This window comes from Rhizobacter sp. SG703 (genome assembly GCF_012275445.1).
Lineage (GTDB): Bacteria > Pseudomonadota > Gammaproteobacteria > Burkholderiales > Burkholderiaceae_C > Rhizobacter.
In genome coordinates this window covers 377294-398093 of record NZ_JAAZQK010000005.1, presented here as the reverse complement: position 1 = coordinate 398093, position 20800 = coordinate 377294, and the positions used below count along the sequence as shown (strand labels likewise).

Genomic DNA, 20800 nt, shown 5'->3' with positions numbered 1-20800 from the left:
GACGGGCTCATTCTTTGCGCAGTCGTGCAATGACCTCGCTGCCCGACGCGGCAGTGCTTGCCCCGGATTCGATCTCCGCGTCCCGTTGCGCTGCCACGGCATCCCACGCGGCATCCCATTCGCGATCCCTGTCCAGGCTCGCGACCACCCGATCCAGCAGCTGCGTTCGCGCGTCGCTGGGCAGCTGCTGGACTTCTTCTGCCAGGGATTCAATGGGGTGGTGCATGGAGACCTCCAGACGAGGATTGACGGTTCGTCCCGTAGCTGCCACGACAGTCATCACGGCTTGATCATCGTCGCCTGCGACCACACCACCTGCCAGCGGCCGTCGATGCGTTCGTACGCATCGATGTGCCAGCAGCGGAACGGCGCATTCGCATCGAACGCCAGCGTGGCCTGGTAGCGCAGCACCGCGCTGTCGGCATGCAGGCGCACGTCCATCGGGCCGGGCTCCCAGCGCAGGTAGCGCAGGTCGCCGCGCTCGATCTTGCCGAGGTACTCGTCGCGGGTGAACGCCCGTCCGCCCGGCGTGACGAGCTGGAACTGCGGCGCATGCAGTGGCCGGGCGAGCGCGATGTCGGCGTCGACCAGCGCGCGCAGCCGCGAGCGCTCGATCTCGCGGAGGGTCTCGGCCTCGCCGGCGTGCGTCGGCACAGGCGCCTCGGCGTGGGTCCGCGAATACGCATGGAACCCATCGAAATCCGCCTTGCCGATCGGCACACCCTGGCTGCGCAGGATCGCGTACGCCGTCGTCAGGTGGAAGAAGAAGTTCGGCAGCGCATAGAGCTGCAGGAACTCGGCGGCCGGCAGGCGCACCAGCGCCTCGCCGGCACGGCTCTCCAGCGTGCGTTGGTCAGCGTCTTCGAACAGCGCTGGCGGCAATTCGTGCAGCATCGTCACCACGCGGTCGATCAGAGCGCGCAGCCCGTCGAAGCCCGGCCCCGGTTCACCCGCGGACGGGATCGGCAGGCCGGCCAGCGGATGGCAGGCGCGCAACGCGAAGTTCGCCGCGATGACGGCCTGGGTCTCGAACGGGTTCATGTCGTCGGCCAGCCGCGCGCCGAGCAAGCGATCCGCATCCGACCCGGTCGCGTGACCCTGCGCCAGATCGAGCCAGCCGCGCAGCCGCGCCAGGTAGCGCAGGAAGACCGGCACCGAGGCGGTCCAGAGCGAGGGTGGGTTCATCGCGCGAGCGTAGCAGTCGGGCTCTCGCTCGCTGCCCTTGCATCGCGCCGCCCTCCCCGGCATGCTGCCGGCCATGACCCCCGCCTCCCACCGCGCCCAGCTCGTGGGCATGCTCGCCGAAGCCGCCGAGATCGAGCATTGCCTGATGTGCACCTACCTCTATGCGGCGTTCTCGCTGAAGCAGAACGCCGACGAGGGCCTCGAACCCGACGAACTCGCCGCGGTGCAGCGCTGGCGCCGCGAGATCATCGCGATCGCCACCGACGAGATGCTGCACCTGTCGCTCGCCAACAACCTCGCGATCGCGATCGGCGCGCGCCCGCACTACCGGCGCTTCAACTTTCCGATCGCCGCCGGCCTGTTCCCGGCCGACGTCTCGGTCGAGCTGGCGCCCTTCGACGAGGCCACGCTCGACCACTTCGTCTACCTCGAACGCCCTGCCGACGTCGCCGAACGCGACGGCGACCGCTACGAGAAATCCAGCTACCGCCGCCATGCCGTCGCCGGCCGGCTGTCGATGCTGCCGGACGACTACAGCACCGTCGGGGAGCTGTACGAGACGATCGCGCAAAGCTGCGAACTGCTTGTGCAGCGCAGCGGCGAGGCCACGCTGTTCATCGGCCCGCGCGCCGCGCAGCTGTCGCCGCAGGATTTCCGGCTGCCGGGGCTGGCCACCATCGGCACGCTGGCCGAAGCGAAGCAGGCCATCGACTTCATCGTGCAGCAGGGCGAGGGCTCCAGGGCCGAGAAGGCCGGCTCGCACTACGCCCGCTTCTGCGCGATCCGCCGCGAGTGGCAGGGCCTGAAGGCGCGTCGCCCAGGCTTCGAGCCGGCCCGCCCGGCCGCGCGCAACCCGGTGATGCGCGACCCGGTGGTCGCCGGGCTGCGCATCCACGTCACCGCCGAACCGGCCGCCAGCCTGCTCGACGCCGCGAACGTCTGCTACGAGCTGATGCTGCGGCTGCTGACCGCGATGTCCGACGTGCCGCCGCGCTCCGAAGAAGCGGCCGCGCGGCGCCGCGAGATGGCCGACCAGACGCTCGCGATGATGCACATGATGGGCGACATCGGCAGCGCGCTGGCGACGCTGCCGGCCAGCGACAAGCACCCCGGCATCAACGCCGGCATGACCTTCACCGCATCGCGCACCGTGCTGGCCTACTTGTCGGCCGAGACGGCGACGCTGGTGCTGGCCGAACGCTGCGGCTGCGTCGCCGACCGTCTGGCCACGCTGGCCGCCCAGCCGGGCGCGCTGCCGTCGCTCGCGCGGCATGCCCAGGCGCTGCGGCGCTTCTCGGACCACTGGTCGGCCGAGCATGCGAAGCGCTGGCCCGCGCTCGGGCACAAGGTGACGCCTTCTGCACCGCCACCTGTGGTGCCGCAGCCCACACCGGCCCCCGTGCCCATGGTGGCCAGCCGGCCGAAGCCGCCTGACGAAGCACGGGGCCGCGACGTGCTGCTGCTCTTCGACACGCAGCGCTGCATCCATTCGCGCCACTGCGTGCTCGGCGAGCCGGCGGTGTTCCTCGCGAACACGCCGGGCGAGTGGCTGTACCCCGACCAGGCGACGCCGGAGCGCATCGCGATCGTCGCGCACAGCTGCCCGTCGGGCGCGATCACCTACGAGCGCCTGGACGGCGGCCCGAATGAGGCGCCGCCGCTCGTCAACGTCGCCCGGCTGCGCGAGAACGGGCCGCTGGCCTTCCATGCCGACCTGCAGCTGTCGGCCGCGCCGCCGAACGGCGGCTCGCGCCTGCGCGCCACGCTGTGCCGCTGCGGCCAGTCGGCCAACAAGCCGTATTGCGACGGCTCGCACAATGCCGCCGGCTTCAGGGCGACCGGCGAGCCGGCGACGCGCGAATCGCAACCGCTGGCGCTGCGCGGCGGCGCGCTGCGCGTCGACCCGCTGCGCAACGGCCCGCTCGAAGTCAGCGGCAACCTGGAGCTGTGCGCCGGCACCGGCCGCACCGTCGACCGGCTGACCAGCACCCGGCTGTGCCGCTGCGGCCAGTCGCAGAACAAGCCGTTCTGCGACAACTCGCATGCGGTGGTCGGCTTCGTCGCCGACGGCGTCTGACGCCCGCGCGATGACCTTCCGCAACAACTACGCCGGCTTCGAACCGAAGAGCCTGGCCGACGTGCTGCGCTGGCGCTGGGCGGCCCACCGCAACGGCGTGCCGCGGCCGCCGCGCGGGCCGATCCCGCAGGTCGCGCCCGATCTCGCGTTCCTGCAGGCCAACGCGCGCGCCGGCGCGGCGATGCAGCCCGCCGTCACCTGGATCGGCCACGCGACCGTGCTGGCCCAGCTCGGCGGCCTGACGCTGCTGACCGACCCGGTGTTCTCCGAGCGCGCCTCGCCGGTGCCGTTCGCCGGCCCGAAGCGGCACCAGCCGCCGGGCGTCGCGCTGGCCGACCTGCCGCACATCGACCTGGTGCTCGCGTCGCACAACCACTACGACCACCTCGACGGCGCGTCGGTCGATGCGCTGCAGCGCCAGCCGGGCGGCGCGCCGCTGTTCATCGTTCCGCTGGGCGTGAAGGCCTGGCTGGCCGAACGCGGCATCGCGAACGCGGTCGAGCTCGACTGGTGGACCTCGCACACCGTGCCGTCGCCGACCGGCCCGGTCGAGGTGACGCTGGTGCCGGCCCAGCACTGGTCGGGCCGCGGCCTGGCCGACCGCATGAAGACGCTGTGGGGCGGCTTCGCGGTGTTCGCGCCCGACTGCCACCTGTTCTACGCCGGCGACACCGCCTACTCGCGCGATTTCATCGATATCCAGGCGCACTTCGCCGAGCGGCAGTCGGCCGCCAACGGCGGCGGGTTCGACGTCGCGCTGCTGCCGATCGGCGCCTACGAGCCGCGCTGGTTCATGGCGCCGCAGCACGTCGACGTGGAGGAGGCGATCCGCATCCACCGCGACCTGCGCGCCAAGCGCTCGCTCGGCGTGCACTGGGGCACCTTCCAGCTGTCCGACGAGGCGCTCGACGACCCGCCGCACGCGCTCGCCGAGCAGCGCCGCTCGCAGGCGCTGTCCGACGAAGAATTCTTCGTGCTGGCGATCGGCGAGACACGACAATTCCCGCCTCGCCGGCCCGCAGCCGGTGGGCTCGGCTGACCTGCGGAGGACACACCCCATGTGGATGACCATCGCCCTCGTCGTGCTGCTGCTGATCGCGGCGGTGCTGTTGTTCGCGACGACGCGGCCCGACCGCTTCCTCGTCGAGCGCTCGCTCGCGATCAAGGCCCCGGCCGATCGGATCTTCCCGCTGCTCGACGATTTCCACCGCTGGCCCGAATGGTCGCCATGGGAGAAGCTCGACCCCGCCATGGCGCGCACGCACAGCGGTGCGGCGCACGGCGTCGGCGCCATCTACGAATGGCGCGGCAACGCGAAGGTCGGCCAGGGCCGCATGGAGATCACGCAGAGCACGCCGGCCCGGGCGCTCGCGATCAAGCTCGATTTCATCAAGCCGTTCGAAGGCCACAACATCGCCGAGTTCACGCTGAAGCCGCAGGACAACGCGACGCTGGTGCACTGGGCGATGCACGGACCGACGCCGTATGTGTCGAAACTGATGGGCCTGTTCCTGAGCATGGACACGCTGATCGGGCGCGATTTCGAGACCGGGCTCGCGAACCTGAAGGCGACCGCCGAGCAGGCGTAACGAATGAATCAATCGGCGCCGTCCGACGACACGGCGCCGATACCGCCACCGCGCATCCTGACCGCTCCGATCCGCTGGAGACGTCATGAAAGCGCCCCATCCCCATCCCGGCCGCCTGGTCGCCCGCTCGCAGGGCGACGGCCCGGTCGTGCTGTGCCTGCATTCGTCGACCGGCACGCATGCGCAATGGAACGGCCTGGCCGATGCGTTGAGCGCGCGCTGGCAGGTCGTCGCGCCGGACCTGCACGGCCATGGCCGCAGCCCGGCCTGGCCGTCGGCCGCGCTGGACACGCTGCACGTCGATGCGAACGCGGTCACGCAACTGGTGCAGCCGGCGTGGGGCCTGGTGCGGCGCGGCATCCACCTGGTCGGCCATTCGTATGGCGCAGCGGTCGCGATGCAGATCGCGCTGCGCCACCCGCAGTGGGTGCGCTCGCTGACGCTGTACGAGCCGGTCGCGTTCGGCATCGTCCGCCGTACGGCGCCGCAGGACCCGTCGCTCGCCGAGGTGCGCGAGATCGCGGCCCGCGTCGCGCGGTGGCTGGCTCAGGGCGACGCGCTGGCGGCGGCACGCGCGTTCACGAGCTACTGGGGCGGCGATGCGGCGTGGGACGGCCTGGGCGCGGCGCGCCGCGAGGCCATCGCGGCGCGCATGCCGGTGGTGCCGCATCACTTCGACGCGCTGTTCTCCGCCACCTGGGGCCCGCAGGTGCTGTCGCGGCTGACGATGCCGGTGCTGCTGATCCACGGCCAGCGCACCCGCGCGCCGGCGCGCCGCATCGTCGAGTTGCTGGCGCAGGCATTGCCGCAGGCGCAGCGCTGCGAGCTGGCCGGTGCCGGCCACCTCGGGCCGATCACGCATGCGGCCGAGGTCGTGCGCTGGATGGCGACGCACCTCGATCCGGTGGCAGCGTCGCGGCTCGACCTGCAACCCGAGGCGGCCTGAGTCGATCCTGGCAAGCCCGGTGGCCGGTGTCGCGGACACTGCCTAGACTGGCTCGCCATGGACACCTCGCTGCACACGACCGACGGACTCAAGCTGCACCTCTCCCACCACCCGGCGGGCACCGCGGCGCATGGCGTCGTCGTGCTGGTGCACGGCCTGGGCGAGCACCTCGGCCGCTACGCGCATGTGATCGCGCACCTGAACCGCTGGGGCTGGCATGTGCTGGCCTACGACCAGCGCGGCCACGGCCGCAGCGAGGGCGGCCGTGGGCAGCTCGCGACCGCGCACGACCTGCTGGACGACCTGTCGCACGTGGTCGACGCGGCGCGCAGCGCGCACCGCGGCCCGCTGGTGCTGCTCGGCCACAGCATGGGCGGGCTGGTGGTCTCGCGCTTCGCCGCCGACACGAAGGCGCCGTGGTGGCGGCCGGTCGACGGCTTGGTGATGTCGTCGCCTGCGCTCGACCCCGGCATGAACGGCGCGCAGAAACTGCTGCTCGCGCTGCTCGGCCCGATCGCGCCGTCGCTCGCGGTCGGCAACGGGCTGAAACCGGCCTGGATCTCGCGCGACCCGGCCGTCGTCGCCGCCTACGTGGCCGACCCGCTGGTGCACGACCGCGTGACGCCGCGGCTGGTGCGCTTCATCGTCGACGGCGGCGAGTGGGTGCGCGCCCGCGCCGCCAACTGGACCGTGCCGACGCTGCTGCTCTACGCCGGCAGCGACCGCTGCGTCGCGCCCGCCGGCAGCCGCGCGTTCGCGGCGGCGGCACCGGCGCAGGTCGTCACCGCGCAGGCCTTCGCACCGCTGTTCCACGAGATCTTCAACGAGCCCGAGCAGGCGCAGGTGTTCGCCGCGCTGCAGGCCGGGCTGCGCCGCTTCGCTCCGGTGTGATCACTTCGGCAGCACCGTGACCTCCTGCGGTGCCGCCGCGGCCAGCACCTTGGCCGGTGCCAGGTTGTCGACGAACTCCAGCTTCAGCTGGTAGCGGCCGGGCGGCGGCTTGATCCACGCCTCGGTCTGCCCACCGGGGAAGTCCAGCGTCTCGGGCTTCGCGCCGTCGCGCAACGCACTCAAGCGGAAGTGGCCGGTGCCCTTCTCCTGCAACGCGATGTGCGACACGTTGAGCCGCGACGCATGGAACTGCAACTGCAGCGGCTTGCCGGCCGCCGCCTCGGCCACCGGCAGCATCAGCTCGACGCCCGGCTGGCTGACGCTGGCCGGGTCGACGTCGGCATTCTTCTTCGTCACCGTGATGCGCATCGGCTTGCTGTAGACGAAGTTCGGGATGTGCTTGTCGTCGGCCAGCACCAGCCGCAGCTCGTAGTCGCCGGGCGCCAAGGTCAGCACCGTCTCCATCTGGCCCTTGCCGAAGTGCACGTACTGCTCGTTGAACGGCAGCGGCTTCGAGAAGTCGAGCGGCAGCTCGCGGTTGATCAGCAGGTGGTGGTGCCCGGTGCGCGCCTGCGGCCTGGTGATCGGTGCCAGCCCCATGCCGCTGAGCCCGAACTTCAGCAGGAACGGCGTCTCGATGCGCGCCCCCGAGCCCAGGTTGCTGAAATAGGTCTCCTTGCCCGCGCGCGGTGACGGAACCACCCACGGGTGCTGCGCCTCCTCGGCCTGGCCGGCGGTGGCGCCCAGCAGGACAACCGCAACCAGGCCTGCGGCCCGTGTGACGCCGTGGCGCATCTCCGTCTCCTCGTGTGTCTTGTGAAGCGGATCAGCATAGCCCGGGGCGGTCGGTTCTACACTCTCGGATTCCCCACAAGGGATTCCTTCCAGGAGAACCGGCATGAACGCTCGCGACCCCAACCTCCCGCTGCAACCCGACGAAGCCACCGCGATCGCCGAGTTTGCGAACCGCACCTGGGACGAAGAGATCGTTCCGGCGCTGACCGACTACATCGCGATCCCGGCGAAAAGCCCGATGTTCGATGCCGACTGGCAGCAGAACGGCCACATCGAGCGGGTGATCCGCGACGCCGCGAGCTGGGTCGAGGGCCGCAAGCTCGCCGGGCTGAAGCTCGAGGTGGTTCGACTCGAAGGCCGCACGCCGGTGATCTTCTTCGAGGTGCCGGCCACGAAGCCTGGCAGCACCGACACCATCTGCCTGTACGGCCACCTCGACAAGCAACCCGAATTCAACGGCTGGCGCAACGACCTCGGCCCGTGGACGCCGAAGTACGAGAACGGCCTGCTGTACGGCCGCGGCGGCGCCGACGACGGCTACGCGGTCTACGCGTCGCTGACGGCGATCATGGCGCTCGACCGGCAGGGCATCCCGCGCCCGCGCTGCGTCGGCATCATCGAGGCCTGCGAAGAAAGCGGCTCGTTCGACCTGCCGGCCTACCTCGACGTGCTGCGCGAGCGGCTGGGCAACGTCAGCCTGGTGGTCTGCCTCGACAGCGGCGCCGGCAACTACGACCAGCTGTGGCTCACGACCAGCCTGCGCGGCATGGTCAGCGGCGTGCTGAAGGTCGAGATCCTGACGGAGGGCATCCACTCGGGCGATTCGAGCGGCCTGGTGCCGTCGAGCTTCCGCATCCTGCGCCAGGTGCTCGACCGGCTCGAGGACAGCAAGACCGGCCGGCTGCTGCCGGACAGCTTCCATTGCGAGATTCCCGGCGACCGGCTCGCGCAGGCGCAGACCACCGCGCAGATCCTCGGCGACGAGGTCTGGAAACGCTTCCCGTGGGCCTGCGGCGCGGACGGCGGCCCGACGCTGCCGACCACGACCGACCCGACCGAGGCGCTGCTGAACCGCACCTGGCGTCCGACGCTGAGCGTCACCGGCGCCGACGGTTTCCCCGAGCTGAAGAACGCCGGCAACGTGCTGCGGCCGTACACCGCGTTCAAGCTGAGCCTGCGCCTGCCGCCGCTGATCGACGGCAACGAGGCGGCGCAGCGCCTGAAGACACTGCTCGAGGACAACGCGCCGTACAACGCGCGCGTCACGTTCGCGGCCGATGGCCGCGCCGGCGCGCATGGCGCGAGCGGCTGGAATGCGCCGAGCCTCGCGCCGTGGCTGGAGGATGCGTTGAACGGCGCGTCGCAGGCGCAGTTCGGCGCTCCCTGCGGCTATGTCGGCCAGGGCGGCACGATCCCGCTGATGAGCCTGCTGCAGAAGGGCTTCCCGAAGGCCCAGATGATGGTCTGCGGCGTGCTCGGCCCGAAGAGCAATGCGCACGGCCCGAACGAATTCCTGCACGTGCCCTACGGCAAGAAGCTGACGGCCGCGGTCGCGCAGGTGATGGCCGCCTGCCCGTGACGCGGTGAGTGCCCCCGCCCGCACGGCGGCCTGGTTGTTTGCCGCGTGCTGGGCGCTGCTGGGCGCCGGCGCGGCCGCGCAGCCGCAAGGCAGCGACCTCGCACCGCTCGACGCACGCCTCGCCGCGATCGCGCCGCACGTGGTCGCGTGGCGGCGCGACCTCCATGCCCACCCCGAGTTGTCGGGCCAGGAAGTGCGCACCGCCGCGCTCGTGGCCGGGCACCTGCGCCGGCTCGGCCTCGAGGTGAAGACCGGCGTCGGCGGCCTCGGCGTGGTCGGCCTGCTGCGCGGCGGTTTGCCGGGGAGCAAGGTGGTCGCGTTGCGCGCCGACATGGACGCGCTGCCGGTGGCCGAGGCGACCAACCTGCCGTTCGCGTCGCAACAGACCGGCCGCTACCAGGGCGCGCAGGTGCCGGTGATGCACGCCTGCGGGCACGACGGCCACACCGCGATGCTGATGGGCGTGGCCGAGCTGCTGGCCGGGCTGCGCGCGCAGCTCCCCGGCACGGTGAAGTTCATCTTCCAGCCGGCCGAGGAAGGCCTGGCCGACCTGCCGTCGACCGCCGCCGACAGCTGGGGCGCGCGGGCGATGGTCGAGGAAGGCGTGCTCGAGCGGCCGAAGGTCGACGCGGTGTTCGGCCTGCACCTGTCGCCGAACCTGGCCTCGGGCCTGCTCGGCGTGCGGGGCGGGCCGATGCTGGCCGGCGCCGATTCGCTGCGCATCACGGTGCGAGGCCGCGGGACGCACGGCGGCGCGCCGTGGGCCGGGGTCGACCCGATCGTCGTCGCGGCGCAGATCGTCACCGGCCTGCAGACCATCGTCAGCCGTCAGCTCAACATCAGCCACGAGCCGGCGGTGCTGAGCATCTCGTCGATCCACGGCGGCAACCGCGAGAACGTGCTGCCCGACAGCGTCGAGATGCGCGGCACGCTGCGCAGCTTCGACGAGGAGATGCGCGAGGATGCGAAGCGCCGCATCGTGACGACCGCTGAATCGATCGCCGCGGCCAGCGGTGCGCAGGCGAGCGTCAGTTTCGGGCCGACCACCTATGCGGTCACCGACAACCCGCGCGAGCTGCTGGCGCGGATGATGCCGTCGCTGCAGCGCGCGAGCGGCGACCGGGTGATCGAGCTGCCGAAGATCAGCGCGTCGGAGGACTTCTCGGAGTACCAGAAGCAGGTGCCGGGGCTGTTCTTCATCCTCGGCGCGACGCCGCCCGGCAAGACGCCGCAGAACGCGCCGCCGAACCACGCGCCGGAGTTCGACTTCGACGAAGGCGCGATGCGGTTGGGCGTGAAGGCGCTCGCGACGCTGGCGCTGGATTTCCTGGTGCAGCCGTAGCCCGGATGCCAATCCCGGATTGGCATCCGGCTACGAAAGCAGCGACGCTCCCAGCGCCTCGGCGACCTCGATGCCATCGACGCCGGCCGACATGATCCCGCCGGCATAGCCCGCGCCTTCGCCCGCCGGGTACAGGCCCTTCACGTTCAGGCTCTGGTAGTCCTTGCCGCGCGTGATGCGCAGCGGCGACGAGGTGCGCGTCTCGACGCCGGTGAGCACCGCATCGGGCATCGAGAAGCCCTTGATCTGCCGCTCGAAGGCCGGCAGCGCCTCGCGGATCGCGTCGATCGCATAGCCGGGCAAGCTGGGGTGCAGGTCGCCGAGCAGCACGCCCGGCTTGTACGACGGCTGCACGCTGCCGAGTTCGCGCGAACGCCGGCCGTGGATGAAATCGCCGACCAGCTGGCCCGGCGCCTCGTAGGTGCCGCCGCCCAGCTCGAAGGCGCGCGACTCGATCTGCCGCTGGAACGCGATGCCGTCCAGCGGCGAGACCGGGCCGGGCGCGTTCGGGTCCTGCGCGTAGTCCTTCGGCGCGATGCCGACCACGATGCCGGCGTTCGCGTTGCGCTCGTTGCGGGAGTACTGGCTCATGCCGTTGGTGACGACACGCCCGACCTCAGACGTCGCCGCGACGACCGTGCCGCCCGGGCACATGCAGAAGCTGTAGACCGAGCGGCCGTTCGCCGCATGGTGCACCAGCTTGTAGTCGGCCGCGCCGAGGATCGGGTTGCCGGCGTTCGGCCCGAAGCGCGCGCGGTCGATGATGGACTGCGGGTGCTCGATGCGAAAGCCCACCGAGAACGGCTTGGCTTCCATGTAGACGCCGCGCTCGTGCAGCATCGCGAAGGTGTCGCGCGCACTGTGGCCGAGCGCGAGCACGACGTGGTCGGCGCGCAGCTGCTCGCCGGACGCAAGCGTCACGCCGCGGATGTGCCGCCCGTCGGGCCCGGGCTCGATCAGCACGTCGGTGACGCGCTGCTCGAAGCGGATCTCGCCGCCCAGCGCCTCGATGTCGGCGCGCATCTTCTCGATCATGCCGACCAGCCGGAAGGTGCCGATGTGCGGCTTGCTGACGAACAGGATCTCGGCCGGCGCGCCGGCCTTGACGAACTCGGCCAGCACCTTGCGCGTCAGGTGGCGCGGGTCGCTGATCTGGCTCCACAGCTTGCCGTCGGAGAAGGTGCCGGCGCCGCCTTCGCCGAACTGCACGTTCGATTCGGGGTTCAGCACGTTCTTGCGCCACAGGCCCCAGGTGTCCTGGGTGCGCTGGCGCACTTCCTTGCCGCGCTCCAGCACGATCGGCCGCAGGCCCATCTGCGCGAGGATCAGCGCGGCGAACAGCCCGCACGGGCCGAAGCCGACGACCAGCGGACGCGGCCGGCCCGAGGCCTGGAAATCCGCCGGCGCATGGCCGACGAAGCGGTAGGCGGTATCGGGCGACGGCTTGACGTGCGGATCGGCCGCGAAGCGCTGCAGCAGCGCGGCCTCGCCGGCCGGGTCCGCGAGTTCGCAGTCGACCGTGTAGATCAGCACGATGGCGGCCTTCTTGCGCGCGTCGTAGCTGCGCTTGAAGACGGTGAAGGCCTTCAGCGCGGCATCGGCCAGGCCCAGGCGCTGCAGCACGGCCGGGCGCAGCGCGCCTTCGGCATGGTCGAGCGGCAGCCGCAGTTCGGTGATTCGGAGCATGGGCGCTATTGTCCCGCGGGCTCGGGCTGCTGCGCCGAGCGCAGCTCGTCGACCGGTGCGTCGTCGATCACGGCCTCGTCGTCGGCCACCGGCTCCCCGCTGGCACCTGCAGCGGCAGGCTGGTCGTACGGCAGGAAGCCGCCGGACTGGTGCTTCCACAGCATCGCGTAGTGGCCGTCGAGCCGCAGCAGCTCGTCGTGCGTGCCCTGCTCGACGATGCGGCCCTGCTCCAGCACGATCAGGCGGTCCATGCGGGCGATCGTCGACAGCCGGTGCGCGATCGCGAGCACCGTCTTGCCTTCCATCAGGTTCAGCAGCTGGTCCTGGATCGCCAGTTCGACCTCGCTGTCGAGCGCCGACGTGGCCTCGTCCAGCACCAGGATCGGCGCGTCCTTCAGCACGACGCGCGCGATCGCGATGCGCTGGCGCTGGCCGCCGGAGAGCTTCACGCCGCGCTCGCCGACGTGCGCCTCGTAGCCGGTGCGGCCCTTCCAGTCCTGCAGCTCCTCGATGAAGGCATGCGCCTGCGCCTTGCGCGCCGCCGCCTCGATCTCGGCCGCTGTCGCACCCGGGCGGCCATAGCCGATGTTGGCTGCGATCGAGCGGTGCAGCAGCGAGGTGTCCTGCGTCACCAGGCCGATCGCGCCGCGCAGGCTCTCCTGCGTGACCTGGGCGATGTCCTGGCCGTCGATGCGGATGCAGCCCTGCTCGACCTCGTGGAAGCGCAGCAGCAGGTTCACCAGCGTCGACTTGCCGGCGCCCGAGCGGCCGACCAGGCCGACCCGCTCGCCCGGCCTCACGACCAGGTCCAGGTCGTCGAGCACGCGCTTGCCGTCGCTGCGACCGTAGGTGAAGGTCAGGTGCTCGAAGCGGATCTCGCCGCGCGGCACCTCCAGTTCGCGCGCACCGGGCCGGTCGACCAGCGTGTGCGGCACCGCGATCGTCTCCATGCCCTCCTGCACCACGCCGACGTTCTCGAAGATGCCGGTCACCTCCCAGCTGACCCAGCCGGCGACGCTCGCGATCTGCCAGGCCAGCGGCAACGCGGTGGCCACCAGGCCGGCGGGAATCTGGCCGTGCGCCCACAGCAGCACGCCGATCGTCGCGGTGCTGACGAGGAACAGCGCGTTCATCGTCGACAGCGTCGCCATGAACTGCGTGGTCAGCCGCATGTGCGCGGCGATCGCGACGGTGTGCTCGTCGAGCGTCTCGCGCACGTAGGCGTCCTCGTCGCGCGCCCGGGCGAACAGCTTGACGGTGAGGATGTTGGTGTAGCTGTCGACCACCCGGCCCATCACCGCCGAGCGCAGCTCGGACGCGGCACGTGCCCGGTCGCGCATGCGCGGCACGAAATGGCGCAGGAAGACGACGTAGCCGGCGAACCAGAACACGGTGGGCAGCGCGAGCCGCCAGTCGGCGCTGGCCATCAGCACGAGCGAGGTCAGGCCGTAGATGATGATGTACCAGATGGCGCGGATCGAGCTGACGACGCTCTCGCGCAGCGCATTGCTGGTCTGCATCACGCGGTTGGCGATGCGGCCGGCGAAGTCGTTCTGGAAGAACGGCCAGCTCTGGCGCACCACGTGCCAATGGCTCTGCCAGCGGATCAGGCTGGTGACGCCGGGGATCACCGCGATGTTGCGCACGGTGGCGTCGAGGATCATCGCGAGCGGCCGGCCGACCAGCACCAGCGCGGCCATGCCGAGCAGCAGCGGCGTCGCGGCGCCGAAGGCCGCGGCGCGGTCGGGCGCCTGCATCAGCGTGACCAGCCGGCCGATGAAGACCGGCACCAGCGTGTCGATCAGCGCGACCGCGAGGCCGGTGACGAACATCGCGGCATAGAGCGGACGCGTCTGCCGGATGAAGTGCCAGTAGAAGGCCAGCAGGCCGGTCGGCGGCTCGCCCTGGGGCACGGCGGTCGGACGGATGCGGTTCACGAAGAAGGCTGACATGGCGGCGCCAATGGCAACGCGGCGCAGGCTGGTGGCGTGCGCCGCGTTGGGAGGGTGGGGGATGCGCCATTCTCGCGCGGAAACGACGGAAGCCGCCCGGAGGCGGCTTCTGCGGTGTCCCTCAACCGATGCGCCCCGACGGGCGCGTCAGCGATCCGTCGCGGCGATCAGTAGCCGGTCGACAGCGCGCCGTAGTTGGCGTCGCTCTTGTGCGTCTTGGCGGCTTCGATCGCCTCGGCGCGCACTTCGGCACGGGTACGGCTACCGGCACCGGCGACGACCGGCGTGGCGTAGCCATAGCTTTCCGAGTTCGGGACCAGGGTGCCGTCGACGCGGGCCCGGGCCAGTTCGGCGCGCACTTGCTCGCGGGTCTTGCCGCCGTCAGCGGTCGCTGCAGCCTGTGCCTTCGGCAGCGTGACCGACGCGTTGTTGTAGCCGTAGCTTTCCGAGTTCGGCAGCAACTCGCCGCTGGCACGGGCACGGGCCAGTTCGGCACGCACCTGCTCGCGGGTCAGGCCGGCATCGGCAGCGAACGCGGTGACGGAGGCACCGGCCAGGGCCAGCGCGACGGTGGCAAGGGCGGCGAAGTTCTTGGTGGTCATGATGAATTCCTTCAGAGGGTTGACGTTTCCAGGCAGGGCGGCTTCAGGGGTTGGTTCGAGCCGTCTTGTCCAGCCTCGGTGAGTCACTGTTGCGTTGGCCTCATCGATGGAGTGAACTGTAGACATTGCGCTTGAATCAATAAACAGCACGTGCTTCAATGCCCCATTGTCAAAACAGAAACAATGAGGGCGAAAGAATGGATCGGCTGCATTCGATGCGGGTGTTTTCCCGGGTGATTGAAGAAGGAAGCTTCGCGTCGGCGGCACGCCGGCTGAACCTGTCGCCGGCCGTCGTCACGCGGCTCGTCGCCGACCTCGAAGAGCACCTCGGCGCCCGGCTGATCAACCGCACGACGCGCCGCCTCGCGCTCACCGACACCGGCGAGCTCTACCTCGAACGGGTGCAGCAGATCCTGACCGAGGTCGAAGAGGCCGAGGCGCTCGCGAGTGCCGCCACTTCCGAGCCGCGCGGCCACCTGCGCGTGCTGGCGCCGCCGGCCTTCGCGGTGCACCAGATCGCCAAGCACCTGCCGAAATTCCGCACGCTGTTCCCGAAGGTCACGATCGAGCTGTCGTGCCCGGGCCCGGTGGAGGCGGTCGACGAGAACTTCGACGTCAGCATCCTGTCGGTCGGCGACCGCCCGCTCGACGGCGATTTCGTCGCGCGGCGGCTGGCGCGCTCCGAGGTCATCACCTGCGCATCGCCCGACTACCTGAACCGCCGCGGCCGCCCGGTGCACCCGTCGGAGCTGGCCGGCCACGAGGCGATGGTGCCGACCTTCCTGCGCGAGCTGACCTTCCACGAAGGCGTGTGGGGCGACGACGAACCGTCCGGCGAGTCGTACACGCTGACGCCCGGACGCCCGGCGCTCGGCACGACGCACATCGACACGATGTACGCCGCGGCGCTGGCCGGCATGGGCATTGCCGGGCTGCCGTCGTTCGTCGTCGAGGATGCGCTGATGGAGCACGCGCTCGAACGCGTGCTGCCGCGCTGGCACCTGCTGACCACCACGCTGTATGCCGCGATGCCGACGCGCAAGCACGTGCCGGCGCGCACGCGGGCGTTCATCGACTTCCTGCTGGAGACCTTCGGCGGCGCCGACGCCGACCCGTGGCTGGCGGCCGCGGGTTGCGAGACGAGGTGATCCGGGCTACCTGAAGACGTCCTGGCGCGTCTCGCCGACGAGGCGCTCCAGCAGCCGCGCCAGTGCGCCCAGCCCGTTGTAGCGGCTCGCGGTGCGGTGTGCATAGCGCCACACCCGCGGCAGGTGCGGCAGGTAGGCGTCCTTGCCGTCGCGGTGGTACAGCCGCGCGAAGATGCCGAGCACTTTCAGGTGGCGCTGCAGGCTCATCCACTCGAAATCGCGCCAGAACTCGCCGAAGTCCGCGTGCACCGGCAGGCCGGCCTTGCGGGCGCGTTCCCAGTGGCGCACCGCGAGGTCGATCTGCACGTCTTCCTCGAGCTCGACGTAGGCGTCGCGCAGCAGGCTGGCCAGGTCGTAGGTGATCGGGCCCCAGACGGCGTCCTGGAAATCGAGGATGCCGGGGTTGGTGGCCGCGCCTGCCGCCGGGCAGACCATCAGGTTGCGCGAGTGGTAGTCGCGGTGCACCAGCACCATCGGCTGGGCCAGGTTGTTCTGCACGATGCGCTCGACGCAGTCGGCCCACTGGCCCTGCTCTTCGGCCGTCAGCGCCTGGCCGGCGTGCTTCACGTACCAGTCGGGGAACAGCTGCATCTCGCGCATCAGCAGCGTGCGGTCGTAGGCCGGCAGCTGCGATGCCGCCTCGATGCCCTGCAGGCGCACCAGCGCCTGGCTGGCGTCGGCGTACAGCGCCGGGGCGCTGCGGTCGTCGAGCTGCGACAGGTAGGTGTGATCGCCCAGGTCGGACAGCAGCATGAAGCCGTCGTCGGCATGCCAGTCGAGCACCTCCGGCGCGTTCAGGCCGGCAGCGCGCAGCAGCGCGGCGACCTTCACGAACGGCCGGCAATCCTCTTTCTCGGGCGGCGCGTCCATCACGATGCGCGTGCCGGCCTCGGTGTCGACCCGCAGGTAGCGGCGGAAGCTCGCATCGGTGCTGGCCGGGCGCGCGCCGCTCGCATGGATGCCCCGGCCCGCCAATTGCCTGAGCCAGCTTTCGAAGGCGACGCGGCGGCTGTCGTCGGGCCAGGCGAGCTGGGGAGCGGTCGGTTCGGAGACCAGATCAGGAGTCGGGGGCATGTGGGGATACTGCTCGTGGATAATCGATTCTACAAATCGCCCTGGGCGCGCCGCCTGTCGTCGTGCCGGTGCCGCGGCGCCGAGCCGTCCCTCCGCCCTTGATGCCCTCGCTCCCTTGCTGCCGCCGTTCCCACTTCGACTCTGCGTCTGCGCGATCCGCCTGAGCCTCGCGGCCTCGGCCGCGGGCTGGCTGTCGAGCGGCTGGGCGCAGGCGGTGGTGCCGCCTGCCTCGCCGGCTTCAGCGGCTTCAGCGGCTTCGGCAGCCTCCGCGGCGTCGGCCGCCGCGGCAGCCCCGGCCGCATCCGCCGCGTCCGCGCCCGACAACACGATGGTGCTCGAAGCCGACGAGGTTCGCGCCCGCCCCGACCAGGACGTCATCGCCGAGGGCAACGCCAGGTTCCAGCGCGGCCCGATGCAGATCAGCGCCGATCGCATGACCTACGAGCAGGCGAGCGACCTGGCCCATGCCACCGGCAAGGTGCGCGTCACCCGCGACGGCAACGTCTACAGCGGCCCCGAGTTGCAGCTGAAGGTCGAACGCTTCGAAGGCTTCTTCCTGCGGCCGACCTACTTCTTCTCGCGCACCCAGGCCGGCGGCAGCGCCGAGCGGCTCGACTTCCTCGGCGACCAGTTGACGGTCGCCACCGGTGCCACCTACACCAGCTGCCGCGTCGACGACACCGACGGCAGCACGCCGGCGTGGATCCTGTCGACCGACCGCGTGAAGCTCGACTTCGCGAACAACGAAGGCATCGCGCAGGGCGCAGTGCTGCGCTTCTACGGCGTGCCGATCCTCGCGGCGCCGGTGCTGAGCTTCCCGCTGAGCGACGACCGCAAGTCCGGCTGGTTGCCACCGAGCATCGACATCGACAACAAGAGCGGCCTGCAGGTGGCCGTGCCGTATTACTGGAACATCGCGCCGAACCGCGATGCGACGCTGACGCCGGCCATCGTCTCCAAGCGCGGCGCGGCGCTCGACACCGAGTTCCGCTACCTCGAGCCGGGCCACGAAGGCCGCGTCGACCTGAACCTGCTGCCCAACGACCGCCAGGCCGGCATCACCCGCAGCGCGTTCAACCTGGAACAGGAAGGCGTGCTGCTCGGCAACACGCGCTACAGCACCAACGTCATGCGCGTCAGCGACGACGATTACTGGAAAGACCTGCCGCGCGGCATCAACAGCCTGACACCGCGCCTGCTGCTCGGCGACGCGCGGGTGGCCAGCGATTTCGGCCTGTGGACGACCTACGCGCGCGTCGAGCGCTGGCAGGTGCTGCAGGACGTCGACAGCCCGCTGGCGACGCCCTACGACCGGCTGCCGCAGGTCGGCGTGCGCACCTGGCAGCCGCTGGTCGGCGGCCTCGAGTTCGGCATGGAGGCCGAGGCGAACCGCTTCGTCAACCCGGAAGGCCACCGGGTCGGCATCGCGCCCGACGACACGGTGGCGAACCCGCGGCCGGTCGGCTCGCGGCTGCACGTGCTGGGCTCGCTCGCGTGGCCGTTCGGCACGCCCGGCTGGACGCTGACGCCGAAGGTGCTGGTGAACGCCGCCAGCTACCGGCTCGATGCCCCGATGGCCGACGGACGCGACCGCTTCCACCGCGTGATCCCGACCTTCAGCCTCGACAGCGCGTGGGTGCTGGAGCGCGACACGCAGCTGTTCGGCCGCCCGGCGCGCCAGACCATGGAGCCGCGCCTGTTCTACACGAAGACGCCGTACCGCGAGCAGAACGACCTGCCGAACTTCGACTCGGCCGAGAAGGACTTCAACTTCGATTCGATCTACACCGAGAACAGCTTCTCGGGCGTCGACCGGGTGTCGGATGCGCACCAGCTGACCGCCGGCGTCACCACCCGCATGCTCGACTCGGGCGACGGCTCCGAGCTGCTGCGCCTGGGGCTGGCGCAGCGCTACCTGTTCGAGGACCAGCGCATCACGCCGGACAAGCAGCCGATCTCGCAGAGCGTGTCCGACCTTCTGCTGACCGGCTCGTCGGGCCTGCTGAAGCACTGGCGCTTCGACGCCGCCGTGCAGTACAGCCCCGAGCAGCACCAGACGGTGCGCTCGATCCTCGGCGTGCGCTATGCGCCGGGTCCGTACCGCACGATCAACACCAACTACCGCTTCAACCGCAACGACAGCGTCACCGGGCTGCCGAGCGAGCAGTTCGAGGTGGGCTGGCAATGGCCGCTGTACGGCCGGCCCGGCCAGAGCAGCGACCGCGGCGGGCGCTGCACCGGCGCGTGGTACAGCGTCGGGCGCATGAGCTACAACGTGTCCGAGCGGCGGCTCACCGATTCGGTGGTGGGTTTCGAGTACGACGCCGGCTGCTGGATCGGCCGCGTGATCGCCAAGCGGCTGTCGACCAGCCAGCAGGAAGCGACCACGCAGCTCGGCTTCGAGCTGGAGCTGATCGGCCTGTCGCGCCTCGGGACCAACCCGCTGAAGGTCTTGAAGGACAATATCCCCGGTTACCGCCTGCTGCGCGACGATTCTGTCGCGCCCGCTGCGAGCCCCACGACACCATGATTGCATTCCAACGCCTTGCTTCCCGCGCGCTGATGTCGCTGCTGTCCGCGACCATCGCGACGCCGGCCGTGCAGGCCCAGACCACCCCGGCCGCTGCGGCCGCCTCTGCACCAGCACCAGCACCCGCACCAGCGCCCTCGCCGTCGTCGCGCTCTCGCACGCAGACCGCCGACTACATCGTCGCGATCGTCAACCAGGAGCTCGTCACCGCCGGCGAGGTGCAGCAGCGCATCGACCGCCTGCGCGAGGAGGCCCAGCGCAGCCAGGCCAAGCTGCCGCCGGACGACGAACTGCGCCACCAGGTGGTCGAGGCGCTGATCGACGAGCGCGTGCAGATCACCAACGCCCGCGACGTGGGCCAGCGCGTCGACGACGTCGAACTCGAGCGCGCAGTGGCCAACGTCGCGGCGCAGAACCAGCTGACGCCGGCCCAGCTGCGCGAGCGGCTCAAGAAGGAAGGCATCGACTACGTGCGATTCCGCAACAACGTGCGCGACCAGCTGCAGGTCGAGCGGGTGCGCGAACGCGAGGTGCAGGGCCGCATCAAGATCACCGACGCCGAGATCGACGCGGTGCTCGACAAGCAGCGCGCCGCGGCCGGCAGCGCGACCGAATACAACATCGCGCAGATCCTGGTCACGGTGCCCGAGAACGCGAGCGAGAGCCTGGTCGCCGAGCGCCGCACCAAGGCCGAGGCAGCGCTGAACCGGGTTCGCAGCAGCGCCCCGTTCGACGTGGTCGCGAAGGAAGTTTCGGAAGACGGCAACAAGGCGCGCGGCGGCGAGATCGGCATGCGCCCGGCCGACCGGCTGCCCGACATCTTCGTCGAGGCGGTGCGCGGCCTGAAGCCGGGCGAGATCGCGCCGACGCTGCTGCGCTCCGGTGCCGGCTTCCACGTGATGAAGCTGATCGACAAGCGCGAAGGCGGCGCCTTCTCGGTCACGCAGACGCGGGCCCGCCACATCCTGCTGCGTCCGTCGGCGCAGCTGTCGCAGGAGGCCGCGGTGCGGCGCCTGCAGGAGATGAAGCGGCAGATCCAGAGCGGCTCGCGCAATTTCGACCAGCTGGCACGCGACAACTCCGAAGACGGCAGCGCGGCGCAGGGCGGCGACCTCGGCTGGGTGTCGCCGGGCGGCTTCGTGCCGGAGTTCGAGGAGGCGATGAATGCGCTGCCGATCAACGGGCTGTCGGAGCCGGTGGTCTCGCGCTTCGGCGTGCACCTGATCCAGGTGATCGAGCGGCGCAAGACCTCGCTCGACCTGCGCCAGCAGCGCGAGCAGGCCCGCAACATCCTGCGCGAGCAGAAGTTCGAGGAGGCCTACGCCGAATGGGCGCGCGACCTGCGCGCGCGGGCCTACATCGAGATGCGCGAGGCACCGCAGTGAACAGGGCCCCGCCGGCCCC

The 20800-nt window shown here is 70.8% G+C and carries 17 protein-coding genes; 10 read left to right on the top strand and 7 right to left on the bottom strand.

Going from position 1 to position 20800, the window contains the following annotated elements; translation table 11 throughout:
• Positions 1 to 7 precede the first annotated feature (7 nt).
• Both FHT26_RS12490 and FHT26_RS12485 read right to left on the bottom strand, forming a co-directional pair.
• Positions 8 to 226, bottom strand: a complete 219-nt coding sequence (locus FHT26_RS12490; RefSeq protein WP_168560441.1) for an addiction module protein — start codon at positions 224 to 226, stop codon at positions 8 to 10.
• A gap of 53 nt (positions 227 to 279) precedes the next feature.
• Positions 280 to 1185 carry a DUF1993 family protein gene (locus FHT26_RS12485; RefSeq protein ID WP_168560440.1) on the bottom strand — a complete coding sequence of 302 codons (906 nt, stop codon included), beginning with the start codon at positions 1183 to 1185 and terminating at the stop codon, positions 280 to 282.
• Between the two features lie 73 nt (positions 1186 to 1258).
• Here FHT26_RS12485 and FHT26_RS12480 point away from each other — a divergent pair, with 73 nt between their 5' ends.
• From FHT26_RS12480 to FHT26_RS12460, 5 genes are all read left to right on the top strand, one after another.
• A complete protein-coding gene (locus tag FHT26_RS12480) occupies positions 1259 to 3262 on the top strand; it encodes a ferritin-like domain-containing protein (protein WP_168560439.1) in 2004 nt (667 codons plus the stop codon).
• 10 nt (positions 3263 to 3272) lie between these two features.
• The gene (locus tag FHT26_RS12475) at positions 3273 to 4301 is read left to right on the top strand and encodes an MBL fold metallo-hydrolase (RefSeq protein ID WP_246867846.1); all 1029 of its coding nucleotides are present in this window, start codon (positions 3273 to 3275) and stop codon (positions 4299 to 4301) included.
• A 19-nt stretch (positions 4302 to 4320) separates the two neighbouring features.
• Complete coding sequence (locus tag FHT26_RS12470; RefSeq protein ID WP_168560437.1) at positions 4321 to 4851, top strand: SRPBCC family protein; 531 nt, start codon at positions 4321 to 4323, stop codon at positions 4849 to 4851.
• 85 nt (positions 4852 to 4936) lie between these two features.
• The gene (locus FHT26_RS12465) at positions 4937 to 5797 is read left to right on the top strand and encodes an alpha/beta fold hydrolase (protein WP_168560436.1); all 861 of its coding nucleotides are present in this window, start codon (positions 4937 to 4939) and stop codon (positions 5795 to 5797) included.
• Positions 5798 to 5854: 57 nt separating this feature from the next.
• Complete coding sequence (locus FHT26_RS12460) at positions 5855 to 6688, top strand: alpha/beta hydrolase (protein ID WP_168560435.1); 834 nt, start codon at positions 5855 to 5857, stop codon at positions 6686 to 6688.
• Here FHT26_RS12460 and FHT26_RS12455 read toward each other — a convergent pair whose 3' ends face one another.
• The gene (locus FHT26_RS12455; RefSeq protein WP_168560434.1) at positions 6689 to 7483 is read right to left on the bottom strand and encodes a DUF4399 domain-containing protein; all 795 of its coding nucleotides are present in this window, start codon (positions 7481 to 7483) and stop codon (positions 6689 to 6691) included.
• Positions 7484 to 7586: 103 nt separating this feature from the next.
• Between FHT26_RS12455 and FHT26_RS12450 the strand changes: the two genes are divergently transcribed.
• Both FHT26_RS12450 and FHT26_RS12445 read left to right on the top strand, forming a co-directional pair.
• A complete protein-coding gene (locus tag FHT26_RS12450; protein WP_168560433.1) occupies positions 7587 to 9062 on the top strand; it encodes a M20 family metallopeptidase in 1476 nt (491 codons plus the stop codon).
• Between the two features lie 4 nt (positions 9063 to 9066).
• Positions 9067 to 10404 carry an amidohydrolase gene (locus FHT26_RS12445; RefSeq protein WP_168560432.1) on the top strand — a complete coding sequence of 446 codons (1338 nt, stop codon included), beginning with the start codon at positions 9067 to 9069 and terminating at the stop codon, positions 10402 to 10404.
• A gap of 30 nt (positions 10405 to 10434) precedes the next feature.
• Here the strand turns inward: FHT26_RS12445 and FHT26_RS12440 are convergent, their stop codons facing one another.
• The 3 genes from FHT26_RS12440 to FHT26_RS12430 form a co-directional block, all read right to left on the bottom strand.
• Positions 10435 to 12090, bottom strand: coding sequence for an NAD(P)/FAD-dependent oxidoreductase (locus FHT26_RS12440; RefSeq protein WP_168560431.1), 1656 nt, complete (start codon positions 12088 to 12090; stop codon positions 10435 to 10437).
• Between the two features lie 5 nt (positions 12091 to 12095).
• Positions 12096 to 14042, bottom strand: coding sequence for an ABC transporter ATP-binding protein (locus tag FHT26_RS12435; protein ID WP_168560430.1), 1947 nt, complete (start codon positions 14040 to 14042; stop codon positions 12096 to 12098).
• Positions 14043 to 14209: 167 nt separating this feature from the next.
• Complete coding sequence (locus FHT26_RS12430; RefSeq protein ID WP_168560429.1) at positions 14210 to 14644, bottom strand: DUF4148 domain-containing protein; 435 nt, start codon at positions 14642 to 14644, stop codon at positions 14210 to 14212.
• Between the two features lie 197 nt (positions 14645 to 14841).
• On the opposite strand from FHT26_RS12430, the gene FHT26_RS12425 reads away from it, so the two are divergent.
• Complete coding sequence (locus FHT26_RS12425; RefSeq protein WP_056813480.1) at positions 14842 to 15792, top strand: LysR family transcriptional regulator; 951 nt, start codon at positions 14842 to 14844, stop codon at positions 15790 to 15792.
• A gap of 6 nt (positions 15793 to 15798) precedes the next feature.
• On the opposite strand, the gene FHT26_RS12420 is transcribed toward FHT26_RS12425, so the two are convergent.
• Positions 15799 to 16866, bottom strand: a complete 1068-nt coding sequence (locus FHT26_RS12420) for an aminoglycoside phosphotransferase family protein (protein WP_168560428.1) — start codon at positions 16864 to 16866, stop codon at positions 15799 to 15801.
• A gap of 115 nt (positions 16867 to 16981) precedes the next feature.
• On the opposite strand from FHT26_RS12420, the gene FHT26_RS12415 reads away from it, so the two are divergent.
• Positions 16982 to 19396, top strand: coding sequence for an LPS-assembly protein LptD (locus tag FHT26_RS12415; protein WP_246867845.1), 2415 nt, complete (start codon positions 16982 to 16984; stop codon positions 19394 to 19396).
• Positions 19393 to 20781 carry a peptidylprolyl isomerase gene (locus FHT26_RS12410; RefSeq protein WP_246867844.1) on the top strand — a complete coding sequence of 463 codons (1389 nt, stop codon included), beginning with the start codon at positions 19393 to 19395 and terminating at the stop codon, positions 20779 to 20781. The genes FHT26_RS12415 and FHT26_RS12410 overlap by 4 nt, the downstream gene beginning before the upstream one ends.
• Positions 20782 to 20800: the final 19 nt, after the last annotated feature.